20 protein-coding genes are annotated in these 21,054 nt (G+C 35.0%); 13 read left to right on the plus strand and 7 right to left on the minus strand.

The genetic code is table 11. The annotated features are described in order from the left end of the window. Window positions 1–11 precede the first annotated feature (11 nt). On the plus strand, window positions 12–1,742 hold the full coding sequence (locus AOC36_RS03525; protein WP_067631503.1) for a glycoside hydrolase family 2 protein: 1,731 nt from the start codon (window positions 12–14) through the stop codon (window positions 1,740–1,742). Window positions 1,743–1,882: 140 nt separating this feature from the next. Here the strand turns inward: AOC36_RS03525 and AOC36_RS12325 are convergent, their stop codons facing one another. Then, a complete protein-coding gene (locus tag AOC36_RS12325; RefSeq protein ID WP_198401204.1) occupies window positions 1,883–2,227 on the minus strand; it encodes a hypothetical protein in 345 nt (114 codons plus the stop codon). Between the two features lie 41 nt (window positions 2,228–2,268). Between AOC36_RS12325 and AOC36_RS03530 the strand changes: the two genes are divergently transcribed. Both AOC36_RS03530 and AOC36_RS12160 read left to right on the plus strand, forming a co-directional pair. Further along, window positions 2,269–2,799 (plus strand): helix-turn-helix domain-containing protein, encoded by a 531-nt coding sequence (locus tag AOC36_RS03530; RefSeq protein ID WP_067631505.1) that lies wholly within the window; start codon window positions 2,269–2,271, stop codon window positions 2,797–2,799. 13 nt (window positions 2,800–2,812) lie between these two features. Beyond that, on the plus strand, window positions 2,813–2,965 hold the full coding sequence (locus tag AOC36_RS12160; protein ID WP_198401205.1) for a hypothetical protein: 153 nt from the start codon (window positions 2,813–2,815) through the stop codon (window positions 2,963–2,965). 304 nt (window positions 2,966–3,269) lie between these two features. On the opposite strand, the gene AOC36_RS12650 is transcribed toward AOC36_RS12160, so the two are convergent. The 4 genes from AOC36_RS12650 to AOC36_RS03545 form a co-directional block, all read right to left on the minus strand. Beyond that, window positions 3,270–3,398 (minus strand): IS3 family transposase, encoded by a 129-nt coding sequence (locus AOC36_RS12650; protein WP_157777140.1) that lies wholly within the window; start codon window positions 3,396–3,398, stop codon window positions 3,270–3,272. Between the two features lie 291 nt (window positions 3,399–3,689). Then, window positions 3,690–5,273: an ABC transporter permease gene (locus AOC36_RS03535; protein ID WP_067631507.1), complete on the minus strand. Its 1,584-nt coding sequence runs from the start codon at window positions 5,271–5,273 to the stop codon at window positions 3,690–3,692. Then, the gene (locus AOC36_RS03540) at window positions 5,273–6,166 is read right to left on the minus strand and encodes an ABC transporter ATP-binding protein (protein ID WP_067631509.1); all 894 of its coding nucleotides are present in this window, start codon (window positions 6,164–6,166) and stop codon (window positions 5,273–5,275) included. The genes AOC36_RS03535 and AOC36_RS03540 overlap by 1 nt, the downstream gene beginning before the upstream one ends. Window positions 6,167–6,404: 238 nt before the next feature. After that, the gene (locus AOC36_RS03545) at window positions 6,405–9,608 is read right to left on the minus strand and encodes a DEAD/DEAH box helicase (RefSeq protein ID WP_067631510.1); all 3,204 of its coding nucleotides are present in this window, start codon (window positions 9,606–9,608) and stop codon (window positions 6,405–6,407) included. Between the two features lie 306 nt (window positions 9,609–9,914). Between AOC36_RS03545 and rplM the strand changes: the two genes are divergently transcribed. After that, a complete protein-coding gene (rplM, locus tag AOC36_RS03550) occupies window positions 9,915–10,352 on the plus strand; it encodes a 50S ribosomal protein L13 (RefSeq protein WP_067631512.1) in 438 nt (145 codons plus the stop codon). An 8-nt stretch (window positions 10,353–10,360) separates the two neighbouring features. Beyond that, window positions 10,361–10,765 carry a 30S ribosomal protein S9 gene (rpsI, locus tag AOC36_RS03555; protein ID WP_067631514.1) on the plus strand — a complete coding sequence of 135 codons (405 nt, stop codon included), beginning with the start codon at window positions 10,361–10,363 and terminating at the stop codon, window positions 10,763–10,765. Between the two features lie 322 nt (window positions 10,766–11,087). Here the strand turns inward: rpsI and AOC36_RS03560 are convergent, their stop codons facing one another. Next, window positions 11,088–11,339, minus strand: coding sequence for a hypothetical protein (locus AOC36_RS03560; protein WP_067631516.1), 252 nt, complete (start codon window positions 11,337–11,339; stop codon window positions 11,088–11,090). A gap of 252 nt (window positions 11,340–11,591) precedes the next feature. Between AOC36_RS03560 and istA the strand changes: the two genes are divergently transcribed. Together istA and istB are read left to right on the plus strand one after the other, a co-directional pair. Further along, on the plus strand, window positions 11,592–13,040 hold the full coding sequence (gene istA, locus AOC36_RS03565; protein ID WP_157777120.1) for an IS21 family transposase: 1,449 nt from the start codon (window positions 11,592–11,594) through the stop codon (window positions 13,038–13,040). Between the two features lie 11 nt (window positions 13,041–13,051). Beyond that, window positions 13,052–13,798 carry an IS21-like element helper ATPase IstB gene (istB, locus tag AOC36_RS03570; protein ID WP_067630339.1) on the plus strand — a complete coding sequence of 249 codons (747 nt, stop codon included), beginning with the start codon at window positions 13,052–13,054 and terminating at the stop codon, window positions 13,796–13,798. 705 nt (window positions 13,799–14,503) lie between these two features. On the opposite strand, the gene AOC36_RS03580 is transcribed toward istB, so the two are convergent. Further along, on the minus strand, window positions 14,504–14,896 hold the full coding sequence (locus tag AOC36_RS03580) for a sigma-70 RNA polymerase sigma factor region 4 domain-containing protein (protein WP_067631520.1): 393 nt from the start codon (window positions 14,894–14,896) through the stop codon (window positions 14,504–14,506). Window positions 14,897–15,537: 641 nt separating this feature from the next. Here AOC36_RS03580 and AOC36_RS03585 point away from each other — a divergent pair. The 6 genes from AOC36_RS03585 (at window position 15,538) to AOC36_RS03610 (ending at window position 21,003) form a co-directional block, all read left to right on the plus strand. Further along, entirely contained in the window at window positions 15,538–15,999 is a 462-nt protein-coding gene (locus AOC36_RS03585) for a hypothetical protein (RefSeq protein ID WP_067631522.1), read from the plus strand. Between the two features lie 59 nt (window positions 16,000–16,058). Next, window positions 16,059–17,078, plus strand: coding sequence for a hypothetical protein (locus AOC36_RS03590; protein ID WP_067631524.1), 1,020 nt, complete (start codon window positions 16,059–16,061; stop codon window positions 17,076–17,078). Then, the gene (locus AOC36_RS03595) at window positions 17,068–18,153 is read left to right on the plus strand and encodes a hypothetical protein (RefSeq protein WP_067631526.1); all 1,086 of its coding nucleotides are present in this window, start codon (window positions 17,068–17,070) and stop codon (window positions 18,151–18,153) included. The genes AOC36_RS03590 and AOC36_RS03595 overlap by 11 nt, the downstream gene beginning before the upstream one ends. After that, on the plus strand, window positions 18,150–18,821 hold the full coding sequence (locus tag AOC36_RS03600; RefSeq protein ID WP_078055069.1) for an ABC transporter ATP-binding protein: 672 nt from the start codon (window positions 18,150–18,152) through the stop codon (window positions 18,819–18,821). Before AOC36_RS03595 ends, AOC36_RS03600 begins: the two co-directional genes overlap by 4 nt. 167 nt (window positions 18,822–18,988) lie before the next feature. Next, on the plus strand, window positions 18,989–19,711 hold the full coding sequence (locus AOC36_RS03605; RefSeq protein WP_067631528.1) for a LytR/AlgR family response regulator transcription factor: 723 nt from the start codon (window positions 18,989–18,991) through the stop codon (window positions 19,709–19,711). 86 nt (window positions 19,712–19,797) lie between these two features. Next, entirely contained in the window at window positions 19,798–21,003 is a 1,206-nt protein-coding gene (locus AOC36_RS03610) for a GHKL domain-containing protein (protein WP_157777141.1), read from the plus strand. Window positions 21,004–21,054: the final 51 nt, after the last annotated feature.

Below are 21,054 nucleotides of genomic sequence, written 5' to 3' on the forward strand. Positions count from 1 at the left end.
GAGTCATTGTTATGAAACCAATCCTAAATGCTTACCCGCGTCCCAAAATGGTCCGTGATCATTGGATAAACTTAAATGGACTCTGGGATTTCAAACTGAATGAAACCCCCACATATCAAGCCACATTTGATACATGCATCTGTGTGCCCTTTTGTGTTGAATCCCAACAATCCCTTGTACAAAAGCGCGTTGAACCCCAGCACTTTATGCATTATCGAAAATTCGTGAATCTGAATATTGATGATGATGCTTGTGTGATCCTTCATTTTGGTGCAGTCGATCAAACGGTTGATATCTTTATAAACAAACAGCATATTAAGCGCCACAGTGGGGGATATGCATCCTTTGATGTAGATATTACACCTTACGTGATTCATGGCAACAATGAGCTCTATTGTGTCGTTAATGACAAAACAGAAGCATCACCCTTAAGTAGAGGTAAACAACGACTCAACAATACTGGATCAATGCGTCATATTTTTTATACGCCGTGTAGTGGGATCTGGCAAACTGTATGGCTTGAGATTGTTCCTATTGATCACATCAAGGATATTGTTTTCGATCCAGACTTTGATACCAAGACAGTATCAATGTGTATCAATACGCAAAGGGATGCGGAAATCAGGATGTCAATTCATGTTGATGACACCCTCATTCATACCGATACGATTGTTTCAAATACACCCCATTCCATCACATTTAAAGACATCCACCCATGGACCCCCGATACCCCAAATCTTTATAAAGTACATCTAGATTACAAAGGGGACTGTGTTCAAACCTATTTCGCATTTCGCAAAATATCCATCGTCCATGATGCAAAGGGTACGAAGCGTTTTGCACTCAATAATACCCCCATCTTTATGAGTGGTGTTCTTGATCAGGGATATTGGCCAACATCACTGTTGACACCACCTCATGATGAGGCATTGTTACACGATATCAAGCAAATGAAAGCAGCTGGATTTAATACCATTCGCAAACACGTTAAAGTCGAATGCGAACAATTCTATGCTTTGTGTGACACCATGGGAATGCTTGTATGGCAAGACATGCCCAATGGGGGAGATGATTACAACTTTGGTCTTGTATCCTATCTTCCAAATCTATCCGATACACTCTCACGACATATTAAAGACCACCACTATTCACGCTTTAAACGCAGTGATGAAATGGGAAGACAGATGTATTATCAAGAACTTACGGATATGGTTTTAAAACTGAAACATTATCCATCGATTGTTGTATGGGTGCCTTTTAATGAAGGGTGGGGTCAATTTGATGCAACCCAGGCTACACACCTCATTAAATCTTTAGACTCAACACGCCTTGTGAATGAAGCCTGTGGATGGTTTGATCAAGGGGGTGGGGATATTTACACCATTCATTCCTATTTCAAACCCTATCATGCCAAACCCAAAGATCGTGTGGTCTGTTTGAGTGAATTTGGTGGGCAAGCACTCGTCATCCCAAATCACACGGTTTCTGATAAGAAGTTTGGCTATAAAATGTTGAATCAAGAAACGGCTCATGAATCCCTTGAAAAACTTTATCATTCAAAAGTCATTCGTAACATTAAACACGGCTTATCTGCATCAATCTATACGCAACTCAGTGATGTCGAAGCTGAAGTCAATGGACTGATGACCTATGATCGAACGGTCTTTAAATTCGACCTCAAACGCATACAAGCCATCAATCAAATCATTTATGATACGTTTGACTTACTCATGAACCCATAACTTTCCAGGTGATATCAACAGTTCTATTTTCGATAATTACCATACGATGAAAATAAGGACAATTTGTGCATTGAATTCAAGAAAGATATCTAGGAAAAATGATTTTGTCCACCAAAGCTCTTAGCGTTTTTGAGTTACACTCACATTTCATCCAATGATTCCAAAAATGAAACAAGGGGAGTGTATGATACAAACGGATAAACCCATGACGTCTGCATTCTATTTGAACCATTAAAAACCCTGTAGAAGCAATTAAAACCATCTTTGACTAAATACAACACCCCATGAATGGATTTTAAAAATGTATGAAACGAAATCTGTGGTGAATCATGTGCAAGATGATAAGCACTGTGTTTCTTAAGATGCTTCACCAGGACAGTTTTAGTGGATATACGGGAATCAATTTGAGCTGATTTTGAAGAGACATCGCGTGTCTCATGATTGAAAACAAGACAATGCTTGCTTTGTGTCCTGTTCTTGTTCACCTGCATCGTTTATTCTTTAGATACAAGGAGGTCTACCGATTATGAATCAACAAAAAATTGGAGAATTTCTAAAGAGACTTCGCCAGGAAAAGGCGCTTACCCAAGAACAATTTTCAGAACTGCTGAATGTTTCCCGCAGAACCGTCTCCCGTTGGGAAACTGGAAGCAATTTGCCTGATATAAGTATTCTAATTGAACTTGCTGATTTCTTTGAAGTAGATCTCCGAGAAATACTTGACGGAGAAAGGAAAAGCGAGAGAATGAACAAAGAATTAGAAGAAACTGTTCACAAGGTGGTCGATTACAGCAAGACGCAGCAAGAGAAGCTGAATAAACGAATGCACCTACTTTTTATGATGGGACTCATGACATTTCTCATCTTTTGTGCCATGTATTTTGGGAAGATTGATAGCAAGACTAGGACCTATGAGCATGTTTCTGGGTTTTTACTTGGGGTGTCCCTAGGTGTAATGATCATCGGTGTGATGATGACCAGTAAATTTTCATCACAAATTCGAAACTATAAAATGAGAATTCTCCAGCATAGAAGGACGGACAACTATGAAAAATAACTGTGATATATTCATGAGAATAGGTTTCTTAATTAATGGTGCATTACTGATCACCAACCGGTTTATTAAAGAGGTTAGCGATGGGGTTGCGATACCCATTATGGGAGTTGGAATTGCGTGTATGTTTCTGGGGTTTTATAAAAACCTATCAAGGGAAAAACATTAAACGATAAAGAATCAATACATGTCCAATAGGGTGGTCGGTAATACGCAGTTTTACCCACTAAAAAAGCATCACGATTGATGCTTTTTGCAGTTTTTAGATTCACTTTATTTCAACAGAAAACGATTCAAAAGGCTCGTTTCAGTCTATGATATTTTTGCCGAACACATAGAGAGAACAAGCCCACATGAATTATAACTCATTTAAAGAAATCATAAAAAACCCAATACATAAAATCCAGAAAAAACTTCAAGATGAAACGGATGGAACGGATGGATTGGAATGTCAACACTTTTATAGACGATTTTTATGAGTGCATTTTCCTATACTTAATTGGTGGTACATACCCCAAGCTCGAGTGAAGTCTCTTGTTATTGAACCACCATACATATGCACTAAATAGCTCTCTTAAATTAGGATGGTGTATTGTCTTCATTTTCTTGCCATGAGAAATTGTAGGACCACCACAGTATGGACATTCAAGCTTTTTGAATTTTGAGCGTGATTGAGTAGTTCATTTGGCCTTTGGACTTGAAAGTGTCCCACTTTTTAATCTCATCCTTACCTAGATTTAGAGTAGTTGTGATAAAATCTATAATAGGAATAATAATTCCTCCCTTCGTGTCATTTTGATCGCAACTCAAAGATATCACGAAGGGTTATTTTATTTTTCTCAAATAGTACCCACACGGTATTTTAAAGCGCCTTAAAAAATCCTGTGAAGAACTTAAAGTGATAGATCACGTTTTTGATAAGCAACAAAACCGATTATGGTAAATAAGATACCCAGTGATGTGAGCGTGATAAGCGGGAATAAGTCAAGCGTTTCAAGGGGAGTTATGTGGTAGAATGGTGAGAACCCTTTAAGCCACTCAGGCATTTTCAACATATTTCCAAAATACACAACAAAGAATCCATATCCTAACATAATCCAAACAAGTACATAGAGTTTTGGTAGTATTCCACATAAAAGAATGCCAAAGCCAAGAATAAATAAGATTGCAGGCGTTAAAATAAGAATAGCCTCTGAAACCTCACCCAAGGCCATCGAACCGCCGCTTGTGCCATAGGTCGATAGTATGGATACACTACTTAGTAGAATTAGTGCCCCAAGAGCATAGATAAGATGCGTCATAAGAATATACAAGCGGGATATTGGTTTTGATATGAGGTTTTCTAAACGTCCGTTTTTCTCTTCAGTAAGAAGTCGCCCCATAAAGGTAAGGGGTGCAATTGCAATTAATATACTAAATATTGTAGCGAGCATTCCTAGATATTGTTTTGAGAAATCAGCACCAGTTGTATTAGGAAACATAACCTGAATGAGGTCATTCCCTTTAAAGAATTCTTGTATGTCAGTAAAAGTATAACCAAAAGTAAAACCAAGTGCTATTACTCCAACTACCCAAGAAATCAGGGTCGTTTTATTCATAGAATGGAGTAATCCAAAGCGTCCTAACAAGCTTTTCTTAGCGTATTCACGTCCTGGCTTTTGCCTTATATAAGCACCATCGTAATCCCGATGATAATTGAGGAGTAAAGCAATTGTTGCCGCAATCAAAGCGGTTGAATACATCAAAATAAGGATAAACCAACGATTATTGGTAAAGGGTTGTGCCAAATACAGCCATGATAAAGGGAATAACCAGGAAAGATGCGGTGCTTGAATATCGGTTATCCCCCGTAAGATGAAGTTGAATCCTAAAAAGGCAAAGCTTGCAACCATCGCACTACGATTGGATTGAAATATTTGTGACCAAATTGCGCTAAAACAAGCAAATAGAAAGCCAGTACCACCCAAAGAGAAGGCAAATAGGAAACCTCCTTGCGTACTAAAGACCGTTGTATCAATGAATATAAAACTAATACCAATACAAAGAGACAAAATGAGATTAACAATTAATGCTTGTATAAGTGAAGCAATTAAGGGAGCAAATCTTCCTGTTGGAAGTGCTCGTATCAGTTCAAGAACACCACCTTCTTCTGCTTTGCGGGTATTTGAACTCATGATTAGTATATTCATAATCACAACAAGAATGCCAGTGAATAAAGACATTTCAAGAGAAAAGAGCATCCCTGTTGTAGGTTGAACATCCGGTGCTAACCCAAGTAGTAATATCATTGCGGGACTATTTAGTGTTTCATAAAGAATTTGTTTTTCTACTTCAGACATTTCCATACTACTATAGTAAAAAGCGATGCCTGAAACAGAAATAATGAAGCCAAGTAACCAAATTAGGATTGAATTTCGATCTTTTTTTAAGTAAAAACGAAGAAGTTTCAGACTTTGATGCAGGTTATTAGTAAGCATTATTTTGTACCTTCGCTCTGATCGTAGTGTTTCATGAATAAATCTTCAAGTGAAGGGAGTTGATTATCAATATATGTAATACCATAGGGTGCAAGTTCTTCTATGAGTACACTAATTTGATGGGGGTCAATTGAAAATGAGAAGTCAGTAGGTGTTCCCTTAACATCACTTAAATAGCTTAAGTCAAATAGAGTCTTGAAGGGTACACTTGTCTTAATGTTCATTTGAACACGAGCTAAGTGTCGAAGTTCACTTAATGACCCAATATCAACTATTCTACCTTCTCGTATAATTGCGACGCGATCACATAACTTTTCAACTTCGGATAAGATATGACTTGAGAGGATTACGGATTTTCCTTGTTGTTTAAGCGATAGAACTTCGTTTTCAAAGACCTGAGCCATTAAAGGATCCAAGCCGGAAGTCGGTTCATCGAAGATGTACAAGTCTGCATTTGAGGCAAGTGCTGCGACAATGGCAACTTTTTGCCGGTTTCCTTTGGAATAGGTTCGCGTTTTCTTTGTAGGATCCAATTCAAACCTGAGAATTAAATCATCCCTTTTACTGAAATCTGAGCTTCCTTGTAATGACATCAATAAATCAATGACTTCTCCACCCGTAAGGTTAGGCCATAAATTCACATCACCTGGAACATATGCAACATGTTTGTGTATTTCAAGAGAATCATCCCAAACATCTTTATCAAAGATTCGAGCACTTCCTTCATTTGCTTTTAGAATTCCTAATAGAATACGGATTGTTGTAGATTTACCCGCACCATTTGGTCCAATAAACCCAAGCACTTCACCCTTTTCTACATTAAAACTCACATCATGCAATGCCGTGAAATCACCGTACTTTTTATTTAAACTTTTGATTTGAACTAAAGCCATACAAGCACCTCCATATAAATATGACAGAATAATTATAGAGTTTTTTTATGCCTATTACAATCTAATTAAATAAAATAGAATATAAAGAAAAAGCAAATAATTGAGCAAAAAGATTAAAAATAAAATCAGTAAATTATAGTTTATTAAATTTGGTAATATTGTTTTTGCCAATATACTTAAAAACCAACCTAGGTACTATAAAATCGGTTGGTTTTTGATGAGATATTTTGGGTCTTTTCTAAATAGGTATCTGGTCCGATGCGAATAAGGAGAGGATTTCTGATTTTGTCATTGTAACCACTGAACCATCCGAATCTTCCACAAAGGTATCCGAGAGTTGTTTCTTACGCGATTGAAGCAACTGAATTTTTTCTTCAATGCTATCTTTCATAATAAATCGATAAACAAGGACATTCTTTGTTTGTCCAAAACGATACGCACGATCTGTTGCTTGATTTTGTGCTGAGATATTCCACCATGGGTCAAAATGAATGACCACTTCTGCGTTGGTTAGGTTAATCCCAGTACCGCCAGCGCGTAAGGAAATCAAGAAAACATCCACTTCTCCATTTTGGAAGGATTGCACCCTTGTTTGACGGTCTACTTTATTCACACGACCATCCAAGGTATGGTAACTAATATGGTGATGATTTAATGCTTCCGCAATAAAATCAAGCACGGACGTGAAACTTGAAAAGAGTAAAACTTGTTTTCCATCTTCTTTTAAATCTTGAATAAAGGAAACAACCGCTTCAAGTTTACTGGAACGATGCGTGATGTTTTCGTATATGGTTCGTGGTTCACAACAAATCCGTCTTAACCGTGTTAACAGTGCTAACACTTCTATATCACTGGTTTTCTCAACCTTACCCAATATTTGAAGTTCTTCATTAACCTGTGCCAAGTTCGCATAGTACAATTTACGCTCTTCATCACTAAACTCAATGAGCATATCAATCTCTGTTTTATCCGGTAGATCCGACAATACTTCTGTTTTAAGACGCCGAAGGATAAACGGTTTGACCATTTGCTTGAGTTGAACACTGACTTCTTTGTTTTGTTCTCTGACAATTGGTGATTCGAAGTGATCCTTGAAATATTTATACTTGTAAAGGTATTCAGGCATGAGAAAATCAAAGATTGACCATAGCTCAGCAAGGCTGTTTTCAATAGGGGTACCTGTGAGTGCAAATCGCTGTTTTGCATTCAACAGTTTGACACACTTAGAATTTTTTGAATTTGCATTTTTAATGTATTGTGCTTCGTCCAATACGACGGTTTGAAACTCAAGTTCTTTTAAGCGTTCAATATCACGTTTTAAGTAATCATAGGATGTCACAACAACATCATAATCTCCAATCGAATCAATCAACACATCACGTTGTTTCTTAGAACCATGAATGATACAAGGTTTTAGATGTGGCGAAAACTTCAAAATTTCCTGTTCCCAATTCAGTAATACTGAAGAAGGGCAAATTACAAAATGTGGTTTATCACCGGTATTACTAGCGAAATAGCAGATCATTTGAAGGGTTTTTCCTAAGCCCATATCATCTGCGAGAATCCCACCAAATCCATAATGTTCCAACATCTTTAGCCAACGATAGCCTTCGACTTGGTATGGACGTAAACTTGCGTTAATGGTATCTGGGACATTGAATTGCGTCTGATTCACAATTTGAAGTGCATCCAAATGTTTTTTGAAAGGTGTTGAGGTCTCAATACCATACTGCGATGCAAGTGCATCAAGCATAAACACACGATACGGATTGACATGAACATTCCCTTCTTCTAAATCATTGGCAGAATTCCCAGTCTTTTCTAATAGTTCTTGTGCATCGTGTAAGTCTTCATCCAACAAGGCAACCAGCTCACCATTTTTAAGGCGATAAAACTTCTTCTTACGCTTATAGGCGTTAAGAACATCTTTAATTTCATCTTTAGGAATTATGTCGTGCTCTAAATCAATACCCAACAAATCGTTTGAAAAAGTAATCCCCAAACGGATTGGATTTGCTTTACGAAGGCTCAAGCGTTTTAAGCTTTCAGACACATATACATTTGAAAACTGCTTGAGTTGTTCAAGGCCATCTTGAAGAAATCCATTGGTCTTCTTTTTTTCAAGATCAAAGGATGTGATTTTCTTTGTTGAATCAAGGATTCCATCATATTCATTAAAGATATCAAGAACGTATTCAAAGGCAACACTGGATGATTTCTTAGAAGTGAACGTTTCATTAAGCAATGTGTCATTATGATAGGCTTTCACATTAAAAACTGCGACCCCTTCTTCATTGATATCCCCAAATATATCAATGCGATTATCCAATTCAACCCGTTGAATCACCCCTGAGGTATTCACCTTAAAGTACTGACTTACATTGTTTAATATATATCGGTCAAAATCAGAGAAGTCCTCTTTTCTGAAAACCAGTGGATTGGAAGCAAGTCTAGAATAGAGCACGCCAACATTTGGGTTATTGTGGGTGTCCATGCGTATGCAGCGGTACTTAGTATCATCCCCATGTACCATCGCGTATAGATTTTTTTGTCCGACCATAAAATATGACTCATTCGCAAGTTCAACTTGAATATACTCACCATCTACACTTAATTGAAGTTGAAGGGGATTATCGAATAAATCAACCGTTTCAAACGCCAATCCATCCAGAGCATTCATGTCACACAATGTATCAAAGAATAAATCAATGGTTTTCGCATTGATTTCAATTTCATTTACTCTTCTTGAGTGCTCATCATTTGTGAGGGTACAGACCTGCATCAAGTTCAAGATTTTAAGTGAATCTACATCAAAGGCTGACTCATGATGAGAAGTTGAGAAATCTTTACCATATTTATGAAATGAGTTTGACGCGACATCCTTAATAAATTCTGAGATATTCTTGATGAAATACATGCGATTTTCACCAATCTTGATTCGAAGATAAATTGCATCAGCGTAGACTTGTTCGACAATAGGTTCAAGTTTAATGGACTTGGCTTCAACACGACGTATATCTTTGAGCACATTTTTTTGTTGGTTTAGAAAAACGTCCGAAGCATTCACCATGCTTTGCATGCGCAGTTGTTTTATGTGTGCTTCAAACATCTCACGACGATTGCTTTCCCAATGAAACGGGAAGGTGTGTGGGTTTGCTGCATTAACAAGGCGCATGACAGCACCTACATGAGCACACGCACTATCTGAGGTGCAATAATAACAGTCACAATCATAATAAGTGACTTTACCAAAATTATTCCACTGCAACTCAACTTCATAGGGATATCCGTGATAATCAATTGCGGCATTCAGTGAGTAACTGTTACGAATTGGATTGTGATCGATATGAAAAGAATCTACTGTGTTCATATACTGTCCAATTTTTATATAATTCCTACTTTTTGATACTACATGTTTTATTTCTTGTTCTTTAAACACCATAAATTACTCCTTCGCTCCCCTTATTATACCGTTTTTTAATGTACTCGTCCCATTAAAATAAAAATAAGGAAAAGCAGCCAATCCGGGAAGGTATAAAACAAACAATGAAATTGAAGTAAACGGTGAGTGAACGTGTGAATTAGGGACGTAATTCTTCCTATGAAGTTCATCATGAAATCAAGCGAGGGTTAATTTTCGCTTTCAAGTGATTTTACTTGACATCTAGACGTAAACAGCATAGAATTATAGACGGCACTTTATGCCAATTGTAGCCCCGGAAACTACATTGGTTTAGGAGGAAAAGATATGCGTCAAACAACTATGACGAAGCCAAGCGAGGTAGTGCGCGAGTGGTATGTTGTCGATGGAACTGACAAGACTTTAGGACGTCTTGCTACTGAAGTTGCAACTGTACTACGCGGTAAGCACAAACCTACATTTACACCAAACGTTGATGCTGGTGATTATGTAATCGTAATTAACGCTGATAAGATCAAAGTAACAGGTGATCAAGAATTCAAAAAATTCTATTACAACTACTCTGGTTATGCAGGTGGTGTACGTAAGCGTTCAACACGTGTTATGCGTGAAAGCTACACTGTTGAATGGGTTGAACGTGCAATCCACGGTATGATCCCACACACAAAATTGGGTGACAAACAACGTAAGCACTTATTTGTATACACAGGCGCTGAGCATCCACATGCTGCGCAACAACCAAAAGAATTGGTTGTTAAAGGTTAGGAGGAACTATGGCAAGCAAGAAAAAAACTTTATCGTACTACGGTACAGGACGTCGTAAGACATCTGTTGCTCGTGTTTACTTAACTCCTGGCTCAGGTGTAATCACAATCAATCACAAACCGATTGATGAGCATCTTCCAAATGAATTGTTACGTATGGATGTACGTTCACCATTTGAAGTAACCTCAACAGCAGATCAATTTGATGTAAATGTAAATGTCTATGGTGGTGGATTAACTGGCCAAGCTGGTGCAATCCGTCACGGTATTTCTCGTGCATTACTTGAAGTATCAGTAGACTATCGCCCAGCTTTAAAAGCTGCAGGCTTCTTGACACGTGATCCACGTGCGAAAGAACGTAAAAAATACGGACTTCGTGGTGCGCGTCGTGCTCCACAATACTCAAAACGTTAATTTTTTATTACATGTTTTGTACTCAAAACCCACTATTCAGTGGGTTTTTTGATGTTTGAGATAGGTTGGGAAAGGTCTATAAAGTAGCAAAATGGTAGCAAAAAGGTAGCAAAGTTCTCATTCGTGAAATAATGACACTTCTCTCACAACTGATATTCCATCTTTTTTTGTCTTAGTACAGCCAATAATCTTGTATTTGGGATAAGCTGTACCTTTTTCTTTATTTACTGTAGTACCAACTTTTATACGAACCATATATAAGGATTGGTACGATTGCCTGGTTGTTTAGCAACACCACCAAATCCTTTAGGTAACACACGTGTCATAATTTATTTCCTCCTTCTGGTTTATCGTTGAAGTATCCAAGTTCTTCCCAGACAAGTTTATCGGGACAGTAGAAACTGAACACCTGAGAATCATTTTTTTTACAGGCATATCCAAATTTTAAGAAACCTTGTTTTAATCCTTCTCTTAAGAATGCTCTGGATCTACTAGTTGCTTTTGCGATCTCTTCAATAGGAACATGTCTTCCTGTAAAGCTTGGTGTGTTGGCGTACATAATCTTATTTGACATTTTCTTACTCTCCTTTATAATTTTTGACTGTGTTGAGTTATTTTGTTCTGAATTACTTAAGAATTATGTATATAAAAAGCCAACTGAGTAAAACATCAATTGGCTTTATTTTAAATATTTACAATGAATCTTGAATAGATGTATTTGTTAATCTAAAAGTGGGCCAATTCTCAATTGAAAACTGGTCCACTATTTTTATAACTTCAGAAGTGTGTGATAATGCTTTTGGAGGTGAAAGAGGTGATATCACAAATGAGCAAATATTCAATTATCACATTAAAAAAGAAAGGATGGTCCAACAGAAAGATTGCCCTTGAATTGGGTATAGACCGAAAGACGGTCGCACGGTATCTTCAGGAATATAATAAATGTCAAATACAATTGATTGATAATCATGATTTATCAGACGAAAGAAAAGTAGAAGTCATTGATCAAATTGTTGGGGACCGTCACTATGATGCAAGCAAACGAGGTAAGCGCAAGTTAACGCAAGAAATTCAAGCACGCATCATTGAAATTATGGATTCAGAAAAAGATAAAGATATGTTACTAGGAAGACATCATAAGCAAAAGTTAACAGTCACTCAAATTTTTGAAATTATCAAAAGCGAGGGACATGATATTGGTCAGACAACCATACGAAATTTTGTGCATGAAATTCAAGCTTCACGAGAAACATTTATTCGACAAGATTATCGATATGGTGAGCGGTTAGAGTTTGACTTTGGAGAAGTAAAGCTTTTAATTAATGGTGAACCAAGAACATATTATCTCGCTGTTTTCTCATCACCAGCAAGCGGATATCGGTATGCATATTTATATCCAAACCAACGCAAACAAGTATTCATAGATGCACATGTTCGCTTCTTTGAGCATTCTAAAGGCTCTTGGGGTGAAGTTGTATATGACAATATGAGAAACGTCGTGAAGCGCTTTATAACGCCTTATGAAAAAGAAATTAATGATGATTGCCTCAAACTGGCACTCTATTATAATTTTGAAATTAACCTGACTAATATACGAAGTGGTCATGAAAAAGGAAGTGTAGAAAACAGTGTTAAGGTAATTCGAAATCGTGTATTCGCAAAGGACTATAAGTTTGAAACATTTGAAGAGGCATGTGTTCATCTTGAACAGACTCTTGATGAAATCAATATAAAGAGTTCAATCGAAGATGAAAAGAAAGAACTTCAACCTTACAGAATTCCTTATGAATTCGCTGATATCGAAGTATATAGTGTTGACAAGTATGGTTGTATACACGTTGAAAATAATTTTTATTCAGTCCCAGACTATCTCCAACACAAAAGAGTTACGGTCAAAAACACCGTAAATTCGATACGCATCTATTCAAATCACACATTTGTGTACGAACATAAAAAGATAGATGGTCATCATCAATATCAGCTTGTGTTGGACCACTATCTGAATACAATGATGACTAAGCCGGGATCTGTAAAGAATTCACTTGTCCTAAAACAACATCCTGAGCTTTATAACATCTACCATAATCATTATAAAACAAGAACTAAAGAGTTCATAGAAATTCTTCAAGAAAACAGGAATGAAACGTATAAAACGCTCAAAGATGCTTTAAAGTATCGGTTGGTTTCAAATACAATTGACACCGTTGAGTATGATGACAGCATACAAGAACAATCACGTAAACAACTTAAGAAAATAAGCCAATTAATGCACTAGGAGATAAATTAATGGAAACAATTGAACAATTGTCAAAAGAATTAAAACTTTCATTCATAAAAACACACTATGAAGCAGCAATACAGGAAGCGAAACACAAAGGATTGGATTTTCAAGAATTTCTTAACGAACTGCTTTATTGCGAACGAAACAATCGTCGTGACAACGGAATAAAACAACGCATTCGTGCTGCTCGATTTCCTCAAAACAAGACATTGGAGGATTTTACGACTGTAAAATTTAATTCAGAATTAAAACGAAAGTTTAAAGAACTGGAAACATTGAACTTTATAGAAAATAAAGAAAACATTATCTTAATGAGTAATCCTGGAATGGGAAAAACACATTATGCGACCGCACTTGGAATCAAAGCTTGTCTAGAAAATAAAAAAGTGCTATTTATCAGCGTTCCTAATCTAATTATAGAGTTAAAAGAAGCTATGTCAAAAAATCAAATTACGCAATACAAAAAGAAGTTTGAAAAATTTGATCTAGTAATTCTTGATGAACTCGGCTATGTATCATTTGATAAAGAAGGAAGTGAAATTCTATTCAATCTAATCTCAAATAGAATAACAGTGGGCTCTATGATTATTACAACAAATTTAATGTTCGATAGATGGGAAGAAATATTCAAAGACCCCATTCTAACAACTGCTCTAGTCGACCGCTTAACCTATAAATCACATCTATTAAATATGAGTGGAGAGAGTTATCGTGTTGAAGAAACAATTGCTTGGCTAAAGAGCAAAGAATGACAAACGGTAGTGGACCAGTTTTCAATTGAGATTTGGACCATTATTCAGTTGACAAATACAATAGACAGGCTACATTTTCATTGTGCTGTAATTTGTGTGTCTGCATGTTCTCACCTTAACTTTCTTTTGTAACACAGACACTACCACAGTTCTCTTAACATATCTATCAGAACATGACTTAATAACACAAGAGAATGATTCAGCATGAAAAAAGTACTGAATCACTCAATCTGTTATCAAATCAAATATTAGAAAACATTTGATTATTAAAATTTTAATTTTGGTTAATTCGAATCTACGAAGGAATCATCTTCGTAGCACTATTAGGCACAGTTTGGATTCGCTGCTTCGCTAGAGTCTCACCATTCCCAATCAAGGAAACACTTACTTGGCTTGCGACGGTCTTATCACGCTCGAACGTCCATAAGTGGCGTATAATTATCACTATCACAGTCACCGCAAGATAGGGTATCAAACCTATTTCATCATCCAGTTTCATCGCTCTCTAGTTTTCTTAAGGTCATGGCGCACTAATGAAGGTTGCTTGTGTGATAGATAAAGTCACTAATAATGGCTATACAATTTTCAAAGAACATCCCACATTTTTATGTGAGAAGAGGAGGATTAAAATCAACCCCTCTATAGTGATAAGGAATCTCAGAGCGTTTTGAGCACCTTTTTTGCTAAATTTCTAAAAACTTTTTTTTATTTGAGCAACATTGAGCGATGTCTTTTGCTTATAGTGGTCTGACTCATATTCTTTGTTTTTGCATACTCGCGATCACTTAAATCGTGGTAGTATATCGCAATGAGTAAATCTTTTTCATCATCGGTAAGGGTGTTAATTGCTTTATAAAGTGCTTCGTATCGTTCCATTTTAAGTGCCTCGTTTCTTGTGGGGTCTAAATCTTCTAATAGTTTTATTTCAAGTGTGTTACTTTCGTACTCATCAAAAAGATGGTCTAGGTAAACCCAGGTGTTGCGGATTTGTTTGGTAAGATAGCGTTCATGTTCAATGCTTTTCCAATATTCTCTATAAACTTCTTCGCTAACGTTAACTGCTTGGTTTATAATGTAGATCACATATGTATCATTCATATTGATATTCCTCCTGTTTCTGTAATCTGTATTTGATTTGAAACAGGGTGGTGCTCTAACATTTAGAATGCAAAAAAAACTCCTTTAAACCCTGGAGGCAACTATAAAGAACATTTAATTGTTATGAGTGGCCTTCAAGTATAATAGCCCAAAGTGTCATATATTCAAATGAACTTTGCTTAAATGGAAACTCCGTACCGTTTATCATAAATCTGATTATAATCCACGAATGATTTCAAGTAACTGATAAATGTTAAAGTTGCTTCTAGCTTGATTAAACAGTTACTATAAGCTATATATATAGAATTAGGTAGCAATATTTTTATGAAAGACTCCGTATACAAGCAAAGCCTATTAAAAGGTTTAGTAATTGTACAACGAATTTCTTAGACACCATTTTGTCAAACGAATACTAATTTAATAAAAATGTTCGTTATTACTCCTTTGTGCTTTAAACAATGTATTAATGGTCAAATTAAGCAGCATAAATTTAAATGCTATCTTATATCACAAAGAATTCTTGCTGTAGAATTTACAATTTAATCAATTAAAAATCAACTTATTCGTAATTTGTTGAGATTAGATGCTTGAAACTTATAATAGAATCAAGGTTGACATGTGTAATAAAAATAGGATGAGTAATGAAAAAATTATACAAAATTGTGGTAACAAGCGTATTGCTAGCAACGTTTACTTTAAATGTAAGTGCCGTAATGCTAAAACAATATACAAGCACCACATACGTGGAAAGCACTCATCCGAATATATGGGAATATGTAGGAAATGTTTCCGTTAAGGGTGCAGATTGGATTCGTATCGATGAAAACAACTGGGCATATCCAAGTTTTAGTCGGATTACCTATCAAGCTCCGAATTTTTTAGGAGGGACATTATCAGGGTATTCAAATCACCCTAAAACAGTATATTCAACAGGGAAAAACGATGGTACACAACGTAAGGCAAGTATAACCGTAAAGGATTCTCTTAATCCGATAAATGGTAAAACTAAAGCACTTTGGAATATTAATCTTATTAACCGTGGAGTGCAGCCGGGTGATCCCAAACCTTGGAGCGTTGAAACCAAATTAACTGGATTAGAATAGACCTAAAAAAAGTATTTTAAAAGTGATTACACATGTCTTCCATTTATAGAGGTGATACTATGAAAAAAATTAGATTATACGCAATGAGTACTACAAATTTATTAATTCTTCTAACACTTTTAATGATGCTAAGTTATGTGCATTTAAGTGCAAAAAGAGAGAAACTTCCATTTTTTATGACACCTAATTTTATTAAAGTAACCAATAATAGTGCTAACAATGTGCCAGTTAGACTTCTTGAAAAATATAACTCAGAAGAAGATATCACAATCATCAGTGCTTATGACGAGGAAGCCACAATTGGTATTTATGATCCAAATATGAACTATGCTATGGGGAATACAGTGATTTTCTTTGGCCAAACACGTTATTTTTCATCAAGTGACTATTTGAATGCGACGAAATCTGGAATTATAGTATCTGATAATCTAGCTTACGATATGGAACATTGTAAATTATCTAATAATGATCACATTGAAGATGTTATGTATTGTACAGATTCAGAGAGTATGCTTTCAAATGATGGCAAGACACGACAAATTGTTAATTTATTTTCATTTGATAATCTCGGTGAATCCGTGTATCTAGATTATTATTCAGAATCTGGTAAAGGTGTTGTAAGTCAAATCGTTAGTGATCTTAAACAAAATGGATACCACGTTGATTCAAGCGACATTCCTAATGTTATTGAAGCACTAATTCAGCCAAATAAAGGCTTGATTAGTGTCATTATGACTGGAAGTTTTGTTTTTTATATACTATATTACATTGTGTCATACTGGTATTTCTTCAATATGCGAAGGGAAGTTTCAATTCACTATTTACATGGGGGACAGTTTAAAAGTATGGCTCATCGCTTTGTAAAGCCACTGTTTTATATTTCAATATTACAGCTAACCGTTGCATATCTCTTTGCGAATTATCAACGAAGTTTTGGCTACTTAATTATGAGTAATGGATCATTACTGATTATTTCTATTTTCCACATCGTGCTAACACTTTCCATTCATGTCATTGCTTACCAAAGAGTTTATACAAGCATTAAGAATAAGCGAGGTGATACTGATTATGTTAGATAATATTCGATATGGACTTAGGGATGTCTACAAAAATAAAATTTTCTTCATAATAACCGTCTTTTTCTTAGTTACACTTAATGTGGTTGCGGTAATAACCGCATATTCAATTCGCTATGACTATTATGAAAGAGAACAAATTGAAACTCAAGAAGCCGTTAGATTTAAAGCTGTTCCTGTAGGCTATGATTTCAAGTATGATAAAAAAAATCTTGATAAGTATATGGAAATACTTAATCAAAATGCAATGACATATCGAATTTCATATACACTTTCTGAAGAAAATGATGCATTGGTTTTTCTTGTTTTTGGGGATCCATCTCTAATTAATGATGAAATTGAAAGTAGTTTGAATACTGATGAAGTAAAAGTTTACACATATGACGAAGCAGTTGATAAAGAAATTAAAGTTCTCGACGAGACCTATCCGGTACATTTAATCAATTATGATAATCATAATTTGAGTATTTTTAATGATATAGGACGAGATTCTATATTAGTTGTCTATCAGGGACACAATGCATATGAAGTTATAAATCTTCTTTTACAATCCGATTCAGGTACCTTTTATGAATTATTATCGCAAACAATTGTACGCCAGGATGATAGACAGCGTATTGATGCATTCATGGACTTTGTGAATACAAATATTAAAGAGTTTAAATTTATAAGTCCGTATATCATCGCGATGGATGACTATGTTTCATCAAATCATGTCTTTATTCGTCATTATCTCATACCCTTGTATATTATTATGTTTTTCATGGGTGTCTTTTCATTCCAAGTAATTTTTAAAGGGCTTTTGAATAAGATGCAAAGAGAATTCACGATTCATGTCCTTCATGGTGCAAAGTTTCGCGATATCTTGATACGGCAACTGGTGTTCTATTTGTCGATGATGATAACTGCGGTAGTTTTGGCTGGAATCTTTGTGTTTCCAATTGGAAGACAAGAACCATTGATTGTTCTCTCTGTATTGATTACAAGTGGATTGATTCTGCTGATGAGTATCATTTATATCTATATTGCATTGAAAAGAACAAATTTATTTGAGAACTTGAGAGGAGATCATGTATGATTTTAGAGTTGCGAAATGTTAACCGGATCTATGAGACCGATGGTTTACGAAAACAAGCATTGAAAGATATTACGATTAAGATAAGTTCTGGAGATCAGATTATGATTTTGGGTGCTTCAGGATCTGGAAAATCAACGTTATTGAATATCATTGGGTTACTTGACAAAGGGTATGAGGGGCAGTACCTGATTGATGGTATCGAGAGAAAGACGTTAACAGAAAAAGAGCAAGCAACATTGAGAAGTCGTTTATTCGGATATGTATTTCAAGATTTTGTTTTAGTCGAAAATGAAACAATTTTTGAGAATGTCAGAATTCCATTAATTTATTCAACCATTGAGAAAAGTAAGCACAAAGCGATGATTGAAACGGCTCTAGAAGGCGTAGGTTTAGCGGGGATGAGTCGTAAACGTGTGAAGTATCTGTCAGGTGGTGAACGGCAACGTGTTGCGATTGCACGTGCGTTAGTAAATCAACCGAAGATTGTGATTGCGGATGAGCCTACAGGATCGTTAGATCAAATTACACGTGAACAAGTATTAGATATCATATACAATTACCTCGATGAGGATAAGATATTGCTTTTTGTTACCCATGATTTAGAGAATAATCGAAGAGGTGAACAAAAAATAATTGATATAAAAAACGGTGAGTTATTTTTTGACTAAGTCGAATGGTGTTGATATAAATTTGCAAAGTGAGAAAGCAATTTGCTTTCTTTTTTTTTGAAATCAAGAGCCATGTTTAAGCATATTAGCAATTTTAAAATTAACTATTAAATATCTAAAAAATACTATTCTATGGTAATATGAAATAGTGATGGGAGGGGTAATCTGTGTTTAAAGTAGCACTCGTTGATGATAATCCAAGCATTCATAGTATTATTAGAAAACTATTGAATGATTCATTTGCGGTTCATAAATTTGAATTGAAGTCGTACTATTCTGCCGAAGATCTTTTAGAGGATTATTCTAATAGTCATTTTTCTTTTCTTTTATTAGATATAGAAATGCCTGAAACAAACGGAATAGAGCTGTCGGAGAAACTGCAATTTCTGAATCACAAAATCCCCATAATCTTTTTGACGTCGTATGAACACTATATGAAAGATGCCTTTGGATTAAATGTCTATAGTTACATTTTGAAAGATAATATGATAGAAGAGCTACCCAGTGTTATAAGAAAACTTTTAGTTACTCTTGAAGTAATTGAAAATCGCATACAAGTATCGTTTAATACAGATATGGGAAATATTAAGCTTTACGAGGAAGATATTGTATGTGTTTATTTTGAGGATAGGCGACCAACAATTTATACAAAAAAAATAAAGGTAAGGGTTTATGGAGAGGCTTTGTACTCTGTGTATGAAAAACTTTCGAGTGATATGTTTTTACAACCAAATAGTGGAATTATAGTAAATCTTAAGTATATAAAGACGATTCAAGATATGATTATATATTTAAATTTTTTTCCTTTTCCGATAACTATTTCAAGAAGTAAAATTAGAGTCATAAAGAGTAAATATACAGAATTCTTGGCCAGAGGAGATTCACTTTGATTTTGCAAAATATAATACTCGTTATCATCGAGTTATTTTATTGTTCAATTGATGTAATGCTCTTGCATTATTTTTGTTCAATATTGATGACAAAGAAAAAGAAAAATATGTTTGTTGAAATTTCTATCTATTGCATCGCTGTTATAGGAGTATTTTTGTTAACATATGGTACACTTTTTTCGAAAAGTGGCAATTTATTATCGTTTCTTATTATGCTGCTATATGCATATATAATATTTGAAAAAGCATCGAGTGGTGCATTTATTACGGTAAGTTTTTATTATATCTGCTCAGGAATTGTAACACTTCTTACTGCTTCAGTAGTACCGATGGTTTTTGATACATCTATTTCTAGTATAATGTCAAATCCGTTATTTCGATCATTAATTGTCCTATTTACGAAACTATTGATACTTTTAATAGGGTTTTTCTGCCGTAATAAGTTTAGTCTATATTCAGACAATACAGTAAACTTGCGTGGCGTCCTGATATTCTTTGTCATCGTATTTGTCAATTTGACTTTTGTTTTTGAATTTGTGTATTTAAGTGAAGAAATTCCGTTGGAAAACCTAGTTTTAACTATGATCTTCACTTTTATAATCTTTATTGTATTAATTACGATATTAATGATGAAGTATATAGATGAAAAAGAGAAAACTATTAATCTTGAAATTAAACTTGAAGAAGCAAACCGGAAAAATGAAGAATACATAAAAATTGCGAGTGACCAAGTTGAAATTATGAGGGTAAAACATGATTTAAAAAATCATCTTGTTGTTTTAGATAGCTTCATTCAGCAAAACGGCATTGAAGATGCAAAAAAATATTTAGACAAACTTTTTGTTCATCCAGGGTTAAAATCATATGTAAATACTAAAAATATGATTATAAATGCAGTAATGAATCAAAAAATTGCTGAATATCCAAATATTAGGTTCAAGGTAAGACACGACGATAATTTCTATAATATAAGTGATACTGCATTAACGATTATTTTGGGTAATGCTCTTGATAACGCAATTGAGGCAGTTAAATTTATGAATAGTCCAGAAGTAAAAGTAGTTTTTAGTGAGAACGAAAACTATATTAAGTTGTATATAGAAAATCCATTTAGTATACAACCAATAATTAGACGTGGAAAATTCATAACACAGAAGGATTCGAGATTTTCTGGTATCGGTATAAATAATATATTACAGGCTTCAAAATCAGTAGGTGGTGAAGCGGTTTTTAAAGTTGAATCTAACGTATTCAAACTTGTTGTACTTGTGGATAAACATTTCAATCAATAAAAATGCAAAATAAACAAAATATATTTTAAAGTATGCTTTATATGGCTATGA

This window comes from Erysipelothrix larvae, assembly GCF_001545095.1.
Taxonomy (GTDB): domain Bacteria; phylum Bacillota_I; class Bacilli_A; order Erysipelotrichales; family Erysipelotrichaceae; genus Erysipelothrix; species Erysipelothrix larvae.

What these genes read in the sequence shown, in the direction of transcription:
- AOC36_RS12160 (WP_198401205.1), top strand. Translation starts at nt 2,813, where the DNA reads ATGAGAATAGGTTTCTTAATTAATGGTGCATTACTGATCACCAACCGG.
- istB (WP_067630339.1), top strand. Translation starts at nt 13,052, where the DNA reads ATGGAAACAATTGAACAATTGTCAAAAGAATTAAAACTTTCATTCATA.
- AOC36_RS03595 (WP_067631526.1), top strand. Translation starts at nt 17,068, where the DNA reads ATGTTAGATAATATTCGATATGGACTTAGGGATGTCTACAAAAATAAA.
- istA (WP_157777120.1), top strand. Translation starts at nt 11,592, where the DNA reads ATGAGCAAATATTCAATTATCACATTAAAAAAGAAAGGATGGTCCAAC.
- AOC36_RS03585 (WP_067631522.1), top strand. Translation starts at nt 15,538, where the DNA reads ATGAAAAAATTATACAAAATTGTGGTAACAAGCGTATTGCTAGCAACG.
- AOC36_RS03525 (WP_067631503.1), top strand. Translation starts at nt 12, where the DNA reads ATGAAACCAATCCTAAATGCTTACCCGCGTCCCAAAATGGTCCGTGAT.
- AOC36_RS03600 (WP_078055069.1), top strand. Translation starts at nt 18,150, where the DNA reads ATGATTTTAGAGTTGCGAAATGTTAACCGGATCTATGAGACCGATGGT.
- AOC36_RS03610 (WP_157777141.1), top strand. Translation starts at nt 19,798, where the DNA reads ATGACAAAGAAAAAGAAAAATATGTTTGTTGAAATTTCTATCTATTGC.
- AOC36_RS03530 (WP_067631505.1), top strand. Translation starts at nt 2,269, where the DNA reads ATGAATCAACAAAAAATTGGAGAATTTCTAAAGAGACTTCGCCAGGAA.
- AOC36_RS03590 (WP_067631524.1), top strand. Translation starts at nt 16,059, where the DNA reads ATGAAAAAAATTAGATTATACGCAATGAGTACTACAAATTTATTAATT.
- rpsI (WP_067631514.1), top strand. Translation starts at nt 10,361, where the DNA reads ATGGCAAGCAAGAAAAAAACTTTATCGTACTACGGTACAGGACGTCGT.
- AOC36_RS03540 (WP_067631509.1), bottom strand. Translation starts at nt 6,166, where the DNA reads ATGGCTTTAGTTCAAATCAAAAGTTTAAATAAAAAGTACGGTGATTTC.
- rplM (WP_067631512.1), top strand. Translation starts at nt 9,915, where the DNA reads ATGCGTCAAACAACTATGACGAAGCCAAGCGAGGTAGTGCGCGAGTGG.
- AOC36_RS03535 (WP_067631507.1), bottom strand. Translation starts at nt 5,273, where the DNA reads ATGCTTACTAATAACCTGCATCAAAGTCTGAAACTTCTTCGTTTTTAC.
- AOC36_RS03545 (WP_067631510.1), bottom strand. Translation starts at nt 9,608, where the DNA reads ATGGTGTTTAAAGAACAAGAAATAAAACATGTAGTATCAAAAAGTAGG.
- AOC36_RS03560 (WP_067631516.1), bottom strand. Translation starts at nt 11,339, where the DNA reads ATGTCAAATAAGATTATGTACGCCAACACACCAAGCTTTACAGGAAGA.
- AOC36_RS03580 (WP_067631520.1), bottom strand. Translation starts at nt 14,896, where the DNA reads ATGAATGATACATATGTGATCTACATTATAAACCAAGCAGTTAACGTT.
- AOC36_RS12650 (WP_157777140.1), bottom strand. Translation starts at nt 3,398, where the DNA reads ATGAAGACAATACACCATCCTAATTTAAGAGAGCTATTTAGTGCATAT.